Origin of the sequence: Lysinibacillus sp. NPDC097231 (assembly GCF_044761885.1) — a bacterium.
Classification (GTDB): domain Bacteria; phylum Bacillota; class Bacilli; order Bacillales_A; family Planococcaceae; genus Lysinibacillus.
The window spans coordinates 1-16,382 of the sequence record NZ_JBIWDH010000023.1 but is presented as its reverse complement, the minus strand read 5'-3'; the positions used below and the strand labels follow the sequence as shown (position 1 = coordinate 16,382).

At 33.3% G+C, this 16,382-nt stretch carries 15 protein-coding genes; 13 read left to right on the top strand and 2 right to left on the bottom strand.

What is annotated here, in order from left to right; genetic code table 11:
• Positions 1-25 precede the first annotated feature (25 nt).
• From ACIQXF_RS14410 to ACIQXF_RS14395, 4 genes are all read left to right on the top strand, one after another.
• A complete protein-coding gene (locus ACIQXF_RS14410) occupies positions 26-751 on the top strand; it encodes a Fic family protein (RefSeq protein ID WP_402783843.1) in 726 nt (241 codons plus the stop codon).
• A 235-nt stretch (positions 752-986) separates the two neighbouring features.
• Positions 987-2,861, top strand: a complete 1,875-nt coding sequence (locus ACIQXF_RS14405; protein WP_402783841.1) for a leucine-rich repeat domain-containing protein — start codon at positions 987-989, stop codon at positions 2,859-2,861.
• 459 nt (positions 2,862-3,320) lie between these two features.
• Positions 3,321-3,809: a nitrous oxide reductase accessory protein NosL gene (locus ACIQXF_RS14400; protein ID WP_402783839.1), complete on the top strand. Its 489-nt coding sequence runs from the start codon at positions 3,321-3,323 to the stop codon at positions 3,807-3,809.
• A gap of 44 nt (positions 3,810-3,853) precedes the next feature.
• Positions 3,854-5,266 (top strand): nitrous oxide reductase accessory protein NosL, encoded by a 1,413-nt coding sequence (locus tag ACIQXF_RS14395; protein WP_402783837.1) that lies wholly within the window; start codon positions 3,854-3,856, stop codon positions 5,264-5,266.
• 225 nt (positions 5,267-5,491) lie between these two features.
• Here the strand turns inward: ACIQXF_RS14395 and ACIQXF_RS14390 are convergent, their stop codons facing one another.
• Positions 5,492-5,914: an exosporium protein C gene (locus tag ACIQXF_RS14390; RefSeq protein ID WP_402783835.1), complete on the bottom strand. Its 423-nt coding sequence runs from the start codon at positions 5,912-5,914 to the stop codon at positions 5,492-5,494.
• A gap of 460 nt (positions 5,915-6,374) precedes the next feature.
• Between ACIQXF_RS14390 and ACIQXF_RS14385 the strand changes: the two genes are divergently transcribed.
• The 3 genes from ACIQXF_RS14385 to ACIQXF_RS14375 all read left to right on the top strand — a co-directional run bounded on the left by ACIQXF_RS14385 (position 6,375) and on the right by ACIQXF_RS14375 (position 8,551).
• Positions 6,375-6,929, top strand: a complete 555-nt coding sequence (locus ACIQXF_RS14385) for a sigma-70 family RNA polymerase sigma factor (protein WP_402783833.1) — start codon at positions 6,375-6,377, stop codon at positions 6,927-6,929.
• Positions 6,926-8,020 carry a DUF4179 domain-containing protein gene (locus ACIQXF_RS14380; RefSeq protein WP_402783831.1) on the top strand — a complete coding sequence of 365 codons (1,095 nt, stop codon included), beginning with the start codon at positions 6,926-6,928 and terminating at the stop codon, positions 8,018-8,020. Before ACIQXF_RS14385 ends, ACIQXF_RS14380 begins: the two co-directional genes overlap by 4 nt.
• 252 nt (positions 8,021-8,272) lie before the next feature.
• Complete coding sequence (locus tag ACIQXF_RS14375) at positions 8,273-8,551, top strand: hypothetical protein (protein ID WP_402783829.1); 279 nt, start codon at positions 8,273-8,275, stop codon at positions 8,549-8,551.
• 70 nt (positions 8,552-8,621) lie between these two features.
• Here ACIQXF_RS14375 and ACIQXF_RS14370 read toward each other — a convergent pair whose 3' ends face one another.
• Positions 8,622-9,113 (bottom strand): hypothetical protein, encoded by a 492-nt coding sequence (locus tag ACIQXF_RS14370; RefSeq protein ID WP_402783827.1) that lies wholly within the window; start codon positions 9,111-9,113, stop codon positions 8,622-8,624.
• Between the two features lie 194 nt (positions 9,114-9,307).
• On the opposite strand from ACIQXF_RS14370, the gene ACIQXF_RS14365 reads away from it, so the two are divergent.
• From ACIQXF_RS14365 to ACIQXF_RS14340, 6 genes are all read left to right on the top strand, one after another.
• Positions 9,308-9,457, top strand: a complete 150-nt coding sequence (locus tag ACIQXF_RS14365; protein ID WP_402783825.1) for a hypothetical protein — start codon at positions 9,308-9,310, stop codon at positions 9,455-9,457.
• Positions 9,458-10,095: 638 nt separating this feature from the next.
• Complete coding sequence (locus tag ACIQXF_RS14360; RefSeq protein WP_402783823.1) at positions 10,096-10,653, top strand: RNA polymerase sigma factor; 558 nt, start codon at positions 10,096-10,098, stop codon at positions 10,651-10,653.
• The gene (locus ACIQXF_RS14355; RefSeq protein WP_402783821.1) at positions 10,650-11,600 is read left to right on the top strand and encodes a hypothetical protein; all 951 of its coding nucleotides are present in this window, start codon (positions 10,650-10,652) and stop codon (positions 11,598-11,600) included. The genes ACIQXF_RS14360 and ACIQXF_RS14355 overlap by 4 nt, the downstream gene beginning before the upstream one ends.
• Positions 11,601-11,773: 173 nt before the next feature.
• A complete protein-coding gene (locus tag ACIQXF_RS14350) occupies positions 11,774-12,367 on the top strand; it encodes an RNA polymerase sigma factor (RefSeq protein ID WP_402783819.1) in 594 nt (197 codons plus the stop codon).
• Positions 12,339-13,466, top strand: coding sequence for a DUF4179 domain-containing protein (locus ACIQXF_RS14345; RefSeq protein ID WP_402783817.1), 1,128 nt, complete (start codon positions 12,339-12,341; stop codon positions 13,464-13,466). Before ACIQXF_RS14350 ends, ACIQXF_RS14345 begins: the two co-directional genes overlap by 29 nt.
• Before the next feature lie 782 nt (positions 13,467-14,248).
• Positions 14,249-15,736 (top strand): malate:quinone oxidoreductase, encoded by a 1,488-nt coding sequence (locus ACIQXF_RS14340; RefSeq protein WP_402783815.1) that lies wholly within the window; start codon positions 14,249-14,251, stop codon positions 15,734-15,736.
• Positions 15,737-16,382 lie beyond the last annotated feature (646 nt).

Below are 16,382 nucleotides of genomic sequence, written 5' to 3'. Positions count from 1 at the left end.
AGAGGCTTTGAGAGGAGCTGAGACAATGTTCGAACAAATTGATTTAAAAAAGCAGCAGTTGGATGCCAAACGACCACTGCCTAAATATACAGTTCAAAGCCTACGAGAGAAATTATTTTTAGAATGGACATACAACTCAAACGCAATCGAAGGTAATACTTTAACGATTAACGAAATAAAAGTAGTTCTTGAAGGCATTACAGTCGGTGGCAAAACGATGCGAGAGCATTTAGAAGTTATTAACCACCGAGATGCAATTTCTTATGTTGAAGATATTGTTCGAAAAGAAGAGTCTTTTTCAGAGTGGCAAATAAAAAATCTACACCGCTTAGTATTAAAAGGAATCGATGAGGGTTATGCAGGTGTGTATCGCGATCAGCAAGTGTTTATTTCAGGTGCTGTTCATACACCGCCTCCGCCTTTCAAAATTCAGGAGCAAATGGATACTTTAATGAGTTGGTACGATGGGGAAGCACAAGCATTACATCCAATTGTTCGTGGTGCGATGTTACATGCAATTTTTGTTGGAATTCACCCATTCATTGATGGAAATGGTCGTACATCAAGATTGTTATTAAATTTAGAGTTAATGAAATCGGGCTATCCACCAATTATTATTCGAGTAGAAAATCGCTTGGCGTATTACAATGCATTAGACAAAGGACATACAACAGAGGATTATGGGGACTTTGTTGAGCTTGTTGCGAAGGAAGTTGAGGCTTCGTTAGATTTATATTTGAGTGCCGTATAAAAACCATACTTAGTAACATCATGTAGAACCGTATCAAGTGATAGTAAAACAGAAGGTTTGAACTTATTGTATAAAAAAGTGAATAAACAAATAAAAGTCGCCATTTATAACGTCTTGGCGACTTTTTTGTTGTAGGTCTAAAGTTGAGATATAATTGTTACTTTGTGTAAATATTGACATTTATTTTTCGGACAACTAAGCTTAATTGAAAATAGAGCTGGGGGAGGGACTGCCAGTGGAATTCATTAAATTAAATTGTCCGAATTGTAATGGAAAAATTGAATATAAAGAGGAACAATCATTCAAATGTCCTTTTTGTGAAACTGAAATAATGTTGAAGGAGAATAAAGTCTATTATGTTGATCAGACGATTAATAATTATTATGGTACAACTTCTGCGAATAAAGCTACACATCCCAAAACAAATTTAAAAGCGCTTTTAATGGTACCGATTGTAATCCTTTGTGCAATCCTTGGCTATTTTCTTTTGAGCGGCAATGAAACAGAATACGGCAATCATGAGGAAAAGTATGTTCGAAAAATGCCTGAAAGTGAAGTTCTTTTATTCTTTTTAAAAGATATTTTTGATAAAGGTGAGGCTATGCCGACTAAAGAAGAAATCGCAAGTATCCGTTATTTGACTGCCTACTATTCTGAAAATCAGTGGCATTTTGATTACAGTCTTGACGATCCATTTACAAATAAGCAAGCCGAAATTTCTAACTATATTATTATGGATAAGTTATTAAATACGCAAAAAATCGAACAAAAAGATTTTGAAGCCTTCACTGGTCTGACGGTATTGAATTTGATGGGCGATTATGAAATATCACAAAATGAAAAGGTAAGCTTCCGACATCTGGAAGATTTAAAAAGCTATACAGGTAGCTTTAATGAATCATTTAGTAAAATTGCTGAATATTTTAGCGATAAGTCTAATGTTGTAGAGCTCTCTATCCAAATTCGAAGTAATGATGAACTTGCTTTATTATTAGAGTTTCCTAATCTTCAATCACTTGAAATTTCGTATTACACCGAGACGGTTACAGACTTCCCTCTTTTGAATCAACTGCCATTAAAATCATTGTCTTTAAGATCTGCCAATGATTTGAAGTGGTTATCTTCATTAACTGATTTAGAGTCGTTAGCAATAGATATTAGTGAAGCAACAGATTTTAGCTCGTTCTATTCACTGAATCAATTACAAGAATTGAAGCTTACATCAATAAGAAATTTAAAAACGCTTGATTTTATACAAAACATGCCCAACTTGCAATCGCTTGATCTTGAAAATATGGATATTACAAATTTAGAACGCCTTAGAAATAAGTCTTCATTGACAAAGCTGCGTTTAGCTTCTCTTTATAAATTAGAATTGCTCGATATTGTGAACAGCCTGACTTCACTGACCGATTTATCGATAACTGGTTATAGTGGCCAAATAGCATCGGTTGTAGCACCCCATTTAAAGAAAGCGGAATTAACAAGTACTTTCCTACCCAAGCTAGAGGCACCTGCTTTAAAAGATTTGACTGTTGTTATAAGTGGGGCACAGTCGTATTTGAATGGAGCAGATTTACTGAAATACCCACAACTAGAACAACTTATAGCAATGGAGTCTGGCGATTTTATAGGCATCCGTTCTTTAAATCGTCTACCAAATCTGCAAACAATAAATTTAAATGAGACAGCTTTTTATGAAGAGACAAGTGAATTATTCAATTTACAGCATGTAAAAACGTTAAATTGTAATGAGTGTAGATTTCAAATTAATAGTCAAAATTCGTTTAACAATAATATACTGGAACATTTAACTTTGAATGATGTATCTTTTCGAATAGATAATGGTGACTGGGTGCATGAAATTGATAAGGTTATGCCTTACTTTGCTGGCCTTGCAGCCCTGCGTTCATTCACTATACAAGATAGTTCACTACAATCATTAAGTTTTATGGAAAATTGGCAACAAATTGAGGTACTTCATTTGGAAAATAACGCCGTTTCAAATGTGGAGCCTTTAGTGAATCTGCCTAATTTGAAAAAGTTATATATTTTAGGAAATCAGGTGCAAAATAAATCTGTTCTAGACAAAGGAATTGTGATTTATTGAGGTAATGTGCTTTTTTTAAAATCTCACTTAATCGATCAGGAGAACCGTATCACAAGTAATTTAAGTTTTTGAAGACATGCTCAAGAAAGCTTGTGTATTTTCTTTTACAGTTGTTCTATTGCATATGGGTGAGACCAACGTTCACTATTGTGTAAGGAAGTTCATATTTTCGTATGACCTCTATTTAAGATATTCGGTTCCCTTTAAAATTTAAAAAGGGTAATTGTAAAATAAATTTAATTTAATTTAATAAACTGATAACACAAAGCGAAAATTCCTAACGTGATTTTTCGCTTTTATACTATAGTGAATTGTAAAACTTTTGAGTATTCACAAGGTTAAATCTAGATTATGGGTATGATCCATATTTAAGTTAAATTTTTCTATTATTTCACAGTTATTTTCATCTTATTTCACATCTGCGCTGTATTATTAGAAATTGAAAGGAGAATGTAAACATTGAAAAAACTATTCGTATTAGTAGCTATATTGTTAAGTATCTTCACCGTAGGTTTTATAGACAATTATCACAAAATGAATGCTGAGGCAGCTGAGTCTAGTTTAGAAAAAGATGTACCTAAAAATACAAATTGCGCATTTTGTAATATGGTTGTGTACCAAAAAAAAGATAAAATGGGTGTTTTTTCAGCACAGGCAATTAATAAGAAAGGTAAGGTGGTTTATTACGATGACATTGGTTGTCTTTTATACGATGAAGTAAAAAATAAAACAACAAATAAAAAGTATGTTCGTGATTACAAAACATTGAAGTGGGTTCAAGCTGAAAAGGCGACTTATGTTAAAACATCGCTAGCTTCACCAATGGACGATGGTTATATATATTTTGATAAGGCAGCTGATGCGAAGAATTATATAGCCAAACATTCAGGTACAAAGATTGTCCCGTTTAAAACTGTTCAAAAAGAGAGTGTTCAGAAATATCAATAAGTATGTGTAAAAACACAATAAAATTAGAAAGGAAAATATATAAAATGGGAAAATATTTAAGATTTGGTTTGCTTATATGTATAATTTTAGTAGCATTTTTAAATGGTAATCAAAATTCAACTGCATTTGCAGCAACTACAGATGTCCAAGCTATTAAAAATGGAGGAGTAGTTTATTATAAGAATGTATTTTCTTTGTTATATGATGAATTAAATGAAGGGGTCACACTCACAAAAAAAGTTCAGGATTATAGTACAAAAAAATGGGTTGCGTTAGATTCAGTAACTATTGTTAAAACTAATGCTTCAAAATATATTTATTTCTCAGAAGAAGCAGATGCAGATAAATATATAAAAGCTTATAAAACGAAAAACAACGTAACATTAAAAAAGGTTGATTTAAATACAATTAAAACTAGTGCTCTGGAAAAATATAATAAAGAGGCACCAAGTATTGTATTAAATGCGAGCACGACAAATCAAACGAATACAGATGTCACAGTGAATGTCGATGTTACAGATAATAAGAAAGTGACCTTGAAAAAATGGTTAATTGGTACAAAGCCTGCAAATAAATTTTCGATTGCTGGCACAGGCAAAACATTGACAGATAACTCATTTACAGTAAGTGAAAATGGAACATATACAGTTTATGCTTTAGACAATGATGGTAATAAAAGAACAAAATCAATCATAATAACAAATATCGATAGAACGGCACCAGCAATAACACTTTCAATACCTGAAAGTGATGTAACAGCAGTAAGTAAAAAAATACAAGTTTCAACTACTGACGATACTGGGATTCATGATCAAAAATGGGCATATGGAAATAAAGAGGTAGAATACTTCGTAGATAAAGGTTCAAGAATAGCACCATTACAAAATGCAAATCAAAAGGATAAAATTATTGCGCTAAAAAATGGTGTTTATACGGTGTATGCTGAAGACAAATTTGGGAATAAAGCAGTTAAAACAATTACTATCGATGGAATTTCTGAATTTACAGAAGTAACACAAACGGGTGTACATTGTGAAGTATGTCGTATGGATCTTTATAACACTGACCCAAATAAAGTGTATTCTGCCAAAGCGATTGACCAAGAAGGAACTACACATTATTTTTGTAGAATCGGATGCATGTACCATCAAGAACATGCAAATGGTATAGCATTTACTAATAAATATGTTCGTGATTATAGTGCAGCAGCACCACGCTTAAATAACTGGATTGCAGTTGAAAATGCAGTAACTGTAAAATTTAAAAATGGTGAAACAGCCAAAGGAATCATGGGTTGGAATCTTTTCCACTTCGCAGATTTATCAAGTACAGCAAGCTACCTAGGTGTGAGCAAAGAAAATGTAGTAGCTGAAAAATTAGAAAATATCGCTGAATATACGAAAACGAATAATAAGGGAATGAATTATCAATACGAGGTTGATAAAGTAGCACAGTAGTAAATATTTACCTTCTTAACTTATAGAAATTCATACTTTTCTAAATATAAGTGAATAAAAGAGGCTGCATAGGAAGTTTTTACTTCTATACAGCCTTTTTTAATTCTTATTTAATGTGTCACTAGACATGCATTTTACAAGATTAATACTAAAAAATTCAATCATGTTTGCCACAGATTTGACTGGGCATAAACATGATCAAGATGCGAAGAAAGGGTTAGTTCGTTAACTTTTTATAGCTAGGCCACTAAATGAAATGGGTCCAACAATGTCTGCTTGTGTGTTGGGTGTAATATTCTCAACGGTAAGCTGATAGAAGTTAGGGCCAGCTATTAAATTGGAATCAATGGCTTGGAATGTAAAGGTGTAGTTTTGTTCTGAATCAGCTGATTCTACCCCATCTTGAGTATTAAAGATTTCTTTCCCATTACGGAAGATTCTGAATACAACTTGAGAAATATTCGTAATTCCTGCCACACCCACAGTTGAAATTAGCTCAACGCGATTATTTCTTGTAGCAATAGCGGGGATGTTTATTTGAATCGATGCTAAAATAACTCTAAATGGAGCTTGTGGAATTGTAAAAGCATTGTCTGGGTTAAAACTGCTTAGAGGTTCAGTTGCTTGGTAATCAAGGACTTGCACCATATTATCACCTCCTTTTGTTAGGATACTATAAGATATGCTTTTTAATAGAGCTTGGTTGTACAGTAAACTAAGTCGTGCTATTTTCTAATCTTTGTTTATTTAAACTGTACTGGATTCTCATAGAGTTTGGTGTTTAGTGTAAGCCCTTAAAAACATTTAGGGTTTAGAGACTAGGTAAAAGAAATAAAGGGGAACAATGAGGAAGAACTAGGGTATGGGCCTTAGTTCTTTTATTTATTGAAAGCGTAAAATCACACTTCGAATAGTAAAGGTGAGTATATCATAAGTAGTTAAATTCCTATTAGAATGTAAAAATCTTATACACTCGTTCAGTATTTTGATATATAATTTTTCCATTATTTTAAAAAATCGCAATATTTTTGAGTTATTGTGAGAAGAAATTTGATTTTTTGCGATATTTTAAGTGTAGGGCATTAACGGTTTAAGAAAGGGTGTTTGTATGAGGATAACAAGTGAAAACTTTATAAAGCATCTTAAGAAAAAGCGAGAAGAAGCACTTCAATATGTAATAGACGAATATGTCGGTATCGTAAAAGCAGTAATATACAATGCTCTAAAATCTTATAATGATCCTCAAATAATAGAAGAATGTGTAAGTGATACATTTTTGGGTGTTTATGAAAATGCTAAGCAATTTAAAGGAGATAAAGAGGATTTTAGAAAATGGATTTGCACGATAGCAAAGTTTAAAGCAATTACTAAACAAAGAAAATTATCTAAAACACCATTTTTTTATGAGATAGATGAAAAAAATGATGCTGTCAAATCCGCTGAAGAAGAATATTTGATAAAGACATCTACAGAAGAGTTACTAAAAATGATGAGCCAATTAGAGCAATTAGACCGTGATATTTTTACGATGAAATACTTCTTAAATATGAAAAACGAAGAAATTGCTGAGCATTATGGTTTAACAAAAGCCGCTATTGATAACCGATTATATCGTGGAAAAAAAAGGTTGCAACAGATTCGCTTAGGAGGAAGTGTGATATGAAAAAGTTATATGAACAATTTAATCGTGTAAATATAAATATTAATATAGAACCGATGGAAGTGAGCACTCTTGAGAAAGAGCGAATTAAAAAAAATGTAATGAAAACAAAGAAGAAAAAGCACCTTACAAGAAATCTTGTAGCTGTAGCTACCTTTTTTATTGCTTCTAGTATTACAATCGGCTATACATTCCCTACATTTGCAGCAAACATTCCGATAATCGGAAATATATTTGAGCTATTCATTGATGACGAGAGATATGTATTCGACAATTATAACGAGCATTCTAAAAATATTGAAATGAGCCAAGCAAGCAATGATGTAGAAGTAACGGTAACAGATGCCGTTTACGATGGAGAAAATATTACGATTGCTTACACAATAAAAAGTGAAAGGAATTTAGGGGAAAGGCCAATCTTAGAGGGTGAAGATGGTGAACTAACTGCTGATGAATTTGGAAATCGATATAAATATAGTGGATATGCGACCAATTATATAGTTCAAAAAATAAATGACAATGAGTATGCTGTTTTATATATTTTTGAACTACTTGAAGGTTCGAAACCAGAAGAAGTTCACATTAATTTTCGAGGAGATCGAATTGTTGATTTAAATAATGGGAATAATTCAGTAGCAGGAAACTGGGCATTTAATTTCAATTTAGCTAAGCTTGAAAGTGAAACTCAACTAATTACAAAAGACAGTATGAAAACGGAAGCTGAGGGTTTAAAGGTAGCAGTTACAAAAATAACAAAAACACCTATTTCTACAGCACTTTATTTTTCAGAAGAGGTTTTAGTAGCAAAAGATGATGGAGATTGGCGTGGCGTATTAATCGACTATATTATGTCCGATAATTTAGGAAATGAGTATAATATTGTTCACTTTAGAGGGGCAGGTCATAGTACAGATTTCGAAGGACGTAAAAATTTCTCACGTATTATAGCAAAAAGTTTTGATGAACAAGCAACATCGATAATGATTACTCCTGTAGTAGGTGTTTACAAAATCAAAGACAGTACGGGAGCACTGGAACTTATAAAAGAACCATATACGATTAAACCAATTATAGTTCCTATCCATAAAGAATAAAAAATGTTATTAGAATAACCATACATGACTGAAGCTTGCTTATGTCAATGAATGTAAAGGTAGTTTTTAGATGGAGAACTAAGGTATGAGCCTATGTTCCTACATTTTTTATCAATTTTATAACCTGGGAAATAATAAGCTATTTCATCTCATTTGGTTATTTCCTTTTTCATTCATGCATATTTTCTGGATATTTCATAATACTACAGCTATACCGTATTTATTATTTGTCATGAAGGGAAGATGCATAAATTGGCTAAGCACTCAGATACAAGTTGGAAGCAGGACCATCCTAGTACTTTGTTTAGTAACTCTGTTCAAAAGGCAGATCGTTTATTAAAGCATGCACAGTCACATCCGGAGGAAATAGCGATAGAGCATGCTTTCAATCAAATAGGACATGCAGAAAATGCACGTTTCAATGCAGAGCAATATGGGGAGCATTTGGATACAGTTCAGCAAAATAAAGAGTACCTAGAGGAGATTAAGCAGCAATTACATGACATGAAAGAAAACATAAAAGAGAAATAGGATATACAGATTTAAACGGCTTTAGTCCTGTTGTTTAGGGAATTAGCCGTTTAAATTTTTTTCAAAGAAATTAACACCAAACGATTATTTTATATGGCGTGGTTTGCCCAGGAATACTTCTTGTAGTAGGGCCATAGATGACAATAAGATTTCGATTTGCAGGATATTTTGAAAAAGGCTGACCATTTTTAAGTAAGATAATAGTGGAAGGGGAGAGATTTAATTGTAATTGGCCATCACTACTCACTAACTGACTATTAAAAAAGTCTACTTTAACATTTTGGTAGTTGCTTTCCTTTACCACGATCAGTGCCCGATACTGTGGTGGGTATATCAAAGGTACAGGTGCATCTCCATCATAATATCCAGTAATCTGATCACCGAGAGTAACAATTTCTTGGTTTACAAAATAAGAAGAAGGTGAGACGACAAAATTGACGATACCGCCAGCACTATCTCCTACTGTCATAAGCTTATAACAACCTTCCCTTTCCCCATTTTGCCCAATTGTAAAATCCTCAATCTGTGTAACCATTCCACGGAAAAATTTAAAATTTACCATAATTACTCCCTTCTCTGCTCTACAACTAAACATAAAAGTATCATTTTATTTTATGTAGCATTTCCAATAAGGGTGATAGAGAATCAACTGGACTTCTACTTTTATCATGAAGAGGGTTAGTATATATTTAGTATGCTTGGATCAATACGTAATTTACTAACTAACATGTTATTTTTTCAGAGGAGTGGAATCTATTGAACTGGATTTCTAAAAATAAGAAACCTTTTATATTTTTAATGATTGTTATTATTTTCATTGCTGGATTACTTGATATTAAATATGAAGGATTATTCTTTCAAATATTACCCGAATCCATTCAAACCTATTTGGCGAACATTTTTTAGATAAGAAATAGCTATTGTACTGGAATATTAGACTTTTAATCCCTTTATAACAATTTAAAAAGTTTTATCTTCATTCAGCAAATGTTTTTTGCGCGAAAGTACAGTGACAGATACAGAAGACTCCAGGTGGTGAGATGAATGCTATTTTGATTACTTTTTAAGTGGTTGTCCAATTAAGAATAATACCTACAATCCTAGCCCATCCTTGTATGTGCTAGGATTATTTTTTATCTTCATTCAGCAAATGTTTTTTTGTATCGAAAGCGTAGCGGCAAATGTTTTATGCGCGAAAGCATAGCGACAGCGCAGATACAGAAGACTCCCACCTTTTGCTTGAGGTGAGATGAATGCGGTTTTTATTCCTTTTCAGTGGGTGTCCAAACACCTACTGAAATAGTGGAACTCAGGCTAAAAACTTCACATCCTGTGAAAACGCCTGAATGACCAACATCGTGTTGGACCAAAGCCTCCGGGGGATGTCACGGATTTTCAAAGGAATGAATTGTGCAGGCACAATTCAAAATCCAGACGCAATTACGCCAAGGCGAAATTGATGAAAAATAATGACCATATGTGCAACCAATCTTGTAGATCTCCTACTATATAGGTAAGAGCAAAATCAAAGGAGAAAAATTAAAATGGAAGATGAAAGCATAGTTTATTTATACTTACAGCGTTCACAGCAAGCTATTTTGGAAACGAAGAAGAAATACGGGGCTTACTGCCGAGTGATTGCGAGGAATATACTTTCAAATTATAGTGATATTGAAGAATGCGAAAATGATACATACCTGGCAGCATGGAATACAATACCGCCTAATATTCCTAGAAAATTCTCCGTATTTCTCGGAAGGATTACCCGTAATATTGCACTTGATAAACATGGTTATAATACGGCGAAAAAGAGGAATAGTGAGTTCGAAGTTATTCTAGCAGAGCTGGAGGAATGTATTGCCTCCATTCATACTGTAGAAGCAGAGTACGAGGCTGGTGAAATAGCAAATTATATTAACAAATTTTTATACACTATTGATGTACAATCCAGAAATATCTTTATTAAAAGATATTGGTATTCAGATTCAATCGCAGAGCTTTCTAGGCAATTTGATATGAGTAGTAGTAAAGTGAAGTCCATATTATTTAGGACAAGAAATAAACTTAGATTTTATCTGGAAAAGGAGGGGGTAAACATATGAAAAAAGAAGATTTGTATAAAGAGATAGGATTAATTGATGAGGAATTAATTGAAGCGGCTAGGCAAGGCGGAATAGAGAAAAGAAAAAAACGTATCTCTAAAAAGTGGGTGGCTGTAGCTTTATGTCTGATGATTTTTAGCTCAGTCTCTACTGCTTCATTGGCGGCAGCATACTATAAAAATCAAAATGCAGAGCTCTACATTCGCTATTTGACAGCAGAAGATATGGAGCTAGTGCCAGCTACTAAATATGATGCGGATAAATTTCTTAGTGCTTTAAAAAGTGATAATGATGAATATGTCTATATTGCCATTAATAGGCTGATAGAGAGCTTTAATGACCCAAAAATGAAAAATAAAGCACTAACAGCAATCAAGCCCTTTATGAAAAGTGATAACAAAAAGATCGCTGATGCGGCTACCTTTGCAGTCGATATTTTGTCACAAAGTTATCAAAGTCAGTATGTTTATAAATTTGCGGATGGTAGCATAATGTTTACGTTATTTAACAACTACTCTGATTACGGAAGTCAAAATGTCATTTGGAGAATAAAAAATAATGTACTTGAAACGTATTTTAGTTTCTCTAATCCATCTATGTATATTAAAGAAATCATTCCCTCACCCAATCAAAAATTAGTTGCGATAGTAACATGCTCTAACAAAAGTGAATTCGTTGAAGTGATGAATGTCGAAGAAAGAATGCATAGTCCAGAGTTAGTAGAATCAGCAAGAGTCAAATATGGTGCACAAAAAGCATTAGATACTTGGATTCGTATAGATCATGAGAATTATAGTTATGTAAATAACATCAGATGGAAGGACAATGATATTTTAGAGTTTGAGAGTAGCCTTTCATACAATGATACGGCGACTATAGAAAATGTGATTGTCAGTTATGAATTTAAGCACAAGGTTATGAAGGTTGAAGAATTTAACGGTAATTGATGGGTAATATTGGTATATTAAAAATAGAAGTAACAGAAGACTTATTTTAAAATGAGTTTTCTGTTATTTTTTTATAGATATACATATTATTTTTTTCCCCCAATGTTTTTTATTCGTAGTTGTCACAAATCCCTATTGATTTCAGTTATATAAGTTAGAAAGGAGGGATACAAGTGACTGCACCGGAGAAATTCCTAGAGAATGCCGATTTAGATATAAAATCTATTGTGGAACAAGTTCAAACAGGTGATACCCAAGCCTATACCGAAATCATACGTCGTTTTCAAAAACAAATCTATATTTACTGCTACTATCTACTAGGAAGCAAAGAAGAAGCAGAGGATGCTTCACAGGACATTTTTATAAAAGGGTTGGAGAATATCAGTAACTTTTCTTATACTGTCTCTTTTTCAGCATGGCTTTATAAAATTGCCCATCATCACTGTATCGATTTAATCAAAAAGAAAAACAAAGGCAACAAATTTTGGACAGGTTTTAAAAAGGACTACGCTTACGATCAGTCTCAAAGACAAACATATAGCTACGACGATATCATTCATGAGTTATTAGAAAAATTAAAGGTGGACGAAAAAAGAATTCTGCTCCTTCGCTCCATAGAGGAGTATAGCTTTGATGAAATTGGCTCTATTATGGATCTAAAACCAACAACTGTGCGAAAAAAATATGAACGATTACGTAAAAAATTAATGAAAGAAACTAAGTTAGGAGGAGAAATTTATGAGCACTCGTTCAAAACTGGAGGATAAAGAGTTAGATCAGTTAGAAAGATTTATACGAGAAACACCCTTAGAAATTGATCTTGTTGATCGTACAATGAACAAATTCGAAAGCAATCGTTATACAAAGCAGCCAGAAAGATCTAGAACCCATAAGAAAATGCGTCAAAGAGTAATGATGATAACAGCCTCAGCCGCAATGGTTTTTAGCCTTTTATTTGTCACTAGCTTAATTTCACCAACGATGGCTGCGACGCTAAAAGAAGTTCCCATACTATCATCTATTTTTAAATTTGCGGGTGATCTTGGCCTGAAAACGGCTGATGAAAAAGGACTCTCAACGAAACTTCATACAAGTGTTACTTCTGAGGGCTTTACATTAAATGTATCGGAAGTAGTGTATGACGGTACGCGTGTTTCAATTGCTATTGAACGCCCCCATATAGAAAATGAGAAAGAAACTTTACAGGATAGTATTAGTGGTATCGATATGTTCATTAATGATGCTCCTATTAATTCCTTTGCCAATGAAAATTCACTTCGTCATATCGGATATTATATTAAACCAGGTAAAGATAATGATTCTGTAATTATTGAATTTTCGGATCTTAGCAATCAAGGAGGTCGCCCTTTCCCAGAACAGTTTGATTTAACATTGAGTACTACAATAACGGGTATACAGAACCCTTTAATAATTGATATTCCTGTGATAACTAAAATCGAAGACAACGTAACTTTACAACCTAATGTAAGTCGACAATATGATAATATTCATTTTACTATTGAAAAGATCCAGCTTACTCCTATTACAACTAATATAACGACAAGAACCATTTTAACAGACAATTCACCCGTCGCAGAGCTAACAATGGGAATAGATGTTGTTGATGAACAAGGGCATAAACTAGAACTAATAGGTGGCCGTGGTTCGTATGAGTCAAATGGTAGCGATATGATTATGGATCATCGATACACACCTTTTGAATCCATTCCAAAGACAATAACCCTTAAGCCATATATACATCTCTTTAATGAATATCCAAAAGGTACTTTTCAAATGGATGAAAATAATAAACCAAAGATTCAATACATTCCTGAGCTAGAGGTTACAATACCTATTAATTCATAAAAATAAAAAGGTCGAGAAAGTAAGGTTTGCGCCTCGCTTTCTCGACCTTTATTTCAAATTGTCCAGAAAGAATAAACACCAAATACAGCCCCAATAAATTAGAAAACTTTAACTGACCAGTATGATTGTATTAGATTATTTTAAAATAATAAATGGATGAAAAAATGACACGAAATTTGGTCAAACCAAAAAATATGATGAATGAAATGAGCCGAAATTAGAAAAAATAAAAAGAGTGTTTTAAATAGCATCCATGAAACAGATAAGCTGAGATTGAAGGAGTTAATATGGGGCTTCTAAAAATGACTAAACATATAGCAAGAGATTTATGCTCCTATTATTAGCAATAATTTTAAAATAACACTGGATAATTTAAAGAAAATTCGGTATATTTAAATGTGGAGTGGAGCTAGTACAAAAACAAGACTAGTTCCATGTTTTTGTGTTATTATATAGATATAATAATCAAAAAGACTTATTTATATGAAAGCGCTAACCATTTTTAGGTTAATAATTCCATAAACACAAAAAAATAACTGGCATTATGGATAAGTAAATAAGGGGTTTTTTGCTTGAATTATGAACGAGAAGTCTCGAAAAAAACGGATAACTCTCATATAAATAGTTGATATTTTATTCTTGAACTAATTGTGATAAACTGCAATAAGGTAATAATTGATACAGAATAGGTGTGCTCCTTGGTTGCTCTATGGCTTACTGTGACATCTAAGCGGGAGAGCTTACATCCTTTCTGCAAATCTTAATATATAAGGAAGGTAAAAATGAGTAACAGACAAATTAAATCAGATGTTATCTTAATTGGTGCCGGAATCATGAGTGCTACTTTGGGGACAATTCTCAAAGAATTAGCGCCAGATTGGAAAATTACAGTGTTTGAGCAGCTCGATAAAGCTGGTGAAGAAAGTTCTCACGAATTAAATAATGCGGGAACTGGGCATGCGGCACTTTGTGAGCTTAACTACACTTCAGAGAAAAAAGACGGATCAATCGATATTAGCAAAGCGATTAACGTTAATGAACAGTTCCAGGTTTCAAGACAATTTTGGTCTTATCTTGTGAACAACCAACTGATCAGTAATCCACAAGACTTCATTATGCCTTTACCTCACATGAGTTTAGTACAAGGTAAAGACAATGTAGAGTTTCTAAAAAAACGTCATGAAACGATGACAAAAAATCCTTTATTCCAAGGTATGGAATTTTCTGATGACCCAGAAAAACTAAAGGAATGGATTCCACTTATTATGCAGGATCGTCCAGCAGATGAAGCGATCGCTGCGACAAAAATTGACACTGGTACAGATGTTAACTTTGGTGCATTAACACGTATGTTATTCGATCACTTAAAAACTAAAGACGTTGACATCAACTACAATCATAGTGTTGAAAGCATGAAACGTAATAGCGATGGTTCATGGGAAGTACGAGTGCACGACAAGAATGGCTGTAAAATGGAATACCATACAGCAAAATTTGTCTTCCTTGGAGCTGGTGGAGGAAGCCTAGAATTATTACAAAAAACAGGTATTCCTGAAGGAAAACACATTGGTGGATTCCCAATCAGTGGGTTATTCTTAGTATGTAAAAACCAAGAAGTTGCTGAACAACATCATGCGAAAGTATACGGAAAAGCTAAAGTTGGTGCTCCACCAATGTCTGTTCCGCATCTTGATACACGTTATATTGATAACAAAAAATCATTACTATTTGGACCGTTCGCAGGTTTCTCACCTAAGTTTTTAAAAACAGGTTCAAATATGGATTTATTTGCTTCTATAAAACCGCATAATATTACAACGTTATTAGCGGCAGGGGTTAAAGAAATGGGATTAACAAAATATTTAATCCAACAACTTATGTTATCTAAAGAACAACGAATGGAAGAGCTACGTGAATTCATCCCGAATGCTAAGAGCGATGATTGGGATATTATTGTAGCTGGTCAACGTGTACAAGTTATCAAAGATACTGAAGCTGGTGGTAAAGGTACACTTCAATTCGGTACGGAAGTTGTAAGTGCTGACGATGGCTCAATCGCTGCATTACTTGGAGCTTCTCCGGGTGCTTCTACTGCTGTACACGTTATGCTTGAGGTAATCAATAAATGCTTCCCTCAACATGTTAAAGAATGGGAAGCGAAAATTAAAGAAATGATCCCATCTTATGGCAAATCATTAGCAGAAAATCCAGAGCTGTTTAAAGAAATTACTGCATCAACAGACGAAGCGCTTCGTTTAAATAAATTTTGATATAGAAACAGAGGCTGTAAGCGATTGTTTCTACATCATATAATATAGAACCTTCAATCTAATTTTGGATTGAAGGTTCTATTTTTTATTTAGGGAGAGAATTACATTTTCTAAAATAAGATGTAGTGAGAACTAACATCCATATTAACTAATATATTAAAATAGGCTTTAATTAATGACAAAATTATAATGATTTTATGAAAAAAAGTTTTATCAACAAATAAAAGGACCCTATAAAGGAGTCCTTTTAGAAGCACACTTTTTAAAAGGCGTGCTTTATATTTGAAACTTTAACTTCGATAGACAGAATTGGATAGAGCGTTTGACATACATTGAACAAAAGAATAGCAATAGAGCTACGAGAAGGGCTAGGGGTATACTGAAAATAACTGGAAGGTCAATACCACTCCATATACTCATCTTTATTTGTTCAAGACCAAATGTCCGCAAAATACCAGCTAGTATTGACAATAATGCACCTAAGATTAATCCTGCATAGAGGACAGCTAGTACAAGAAGGGCTAATGAGCAAAAAAAGCCTCGAATGATTTTTAAAATGTACCCTATAAGATAGACACTTAAAAAAAGTCTCTCTTACAGGGTACTTTTATTTATAATGAACATAACAACTAGATGGAGCAGAACT

What these genes read in the sequence shown, in the direction of transcription:
- ACIQXF_RS14410 (WP_402783843.1), top strand. Translation starts at nt 26, where the DNA reads ATGTTCGAACAAATTGATTTAAAAAAGCAGCAGTTGGATGCCAAACGA.
- ACIQXF_RS14385 (WP_402783833.1), top strand. Translation starts at nt 6,375, where the DNA reads ATGAGGATAACAAGTGAAAACTTTATAAAGCATCTTAAGAAAAAGCGA.
- ACIQXF_RS14355 (WP_402783821.1), top strand. Translation starts at nt 10,650, where the DNA reads ATGAAAAAAGAAGATTTGTATAAAGAGATAGGATTAATTGATGAGGAA.
- ACIQXF_RS14395 (WP_402783837.1), top strand. Translation starts at nt 3,854, where the DNA reads ATGGGAAAATATTTAAGATTTGGTTTGCTTATATGTATAATTTTAGTA.
- ACIQXF_RS14370 (WP_402783827.1), bottom strand. Translation starts at nt 9,113, where the DNA reads ATGGTAAATTTTAAATTTTTCCGTGGAATGGTTACACAGATTGAGGAT.
- ACIQXF_RS14340 (WP_402783815.1), top strand. Translation starts at nt 14,249, where the DNA reads ATGAGTAACAGACAAATTAAATCAGATGTTATCTTAATTGGTGCCGGA.
- ACIQXF_RS14345 (WP_402783817.1), top strand. Translation starts at nt 12,339, where the DNA reads ATGAGCACTCGTTCAAAACTGGAGGATAAAGAGTTAGATCAGTTAGAA.
- ACIQXF_RS14380 (WP_402783831.1), top strand. Translation starts at nt 6,926, where the DNA reads ATGAAAAAGTTATATGAACAATTTAATCGTGTAAATATAAATATTAAT.
- ACIQXF_RS14360 (WP_402783823.1), top strand. Translation starts at nt 10,096, where the DNA reads ATGGAAGATGAAAGCATAGTTTATTTATACTTACAGCGTTCACAGCAA.
- ACIQXF_RS14390 (WP_402783835.1), bottom strand. Translation starts at nt 5,914, where the DNA reads ATGGTGCAAGTCCTTGATTACCAAGCAACTGAACCTCTAAGCAGTTTT.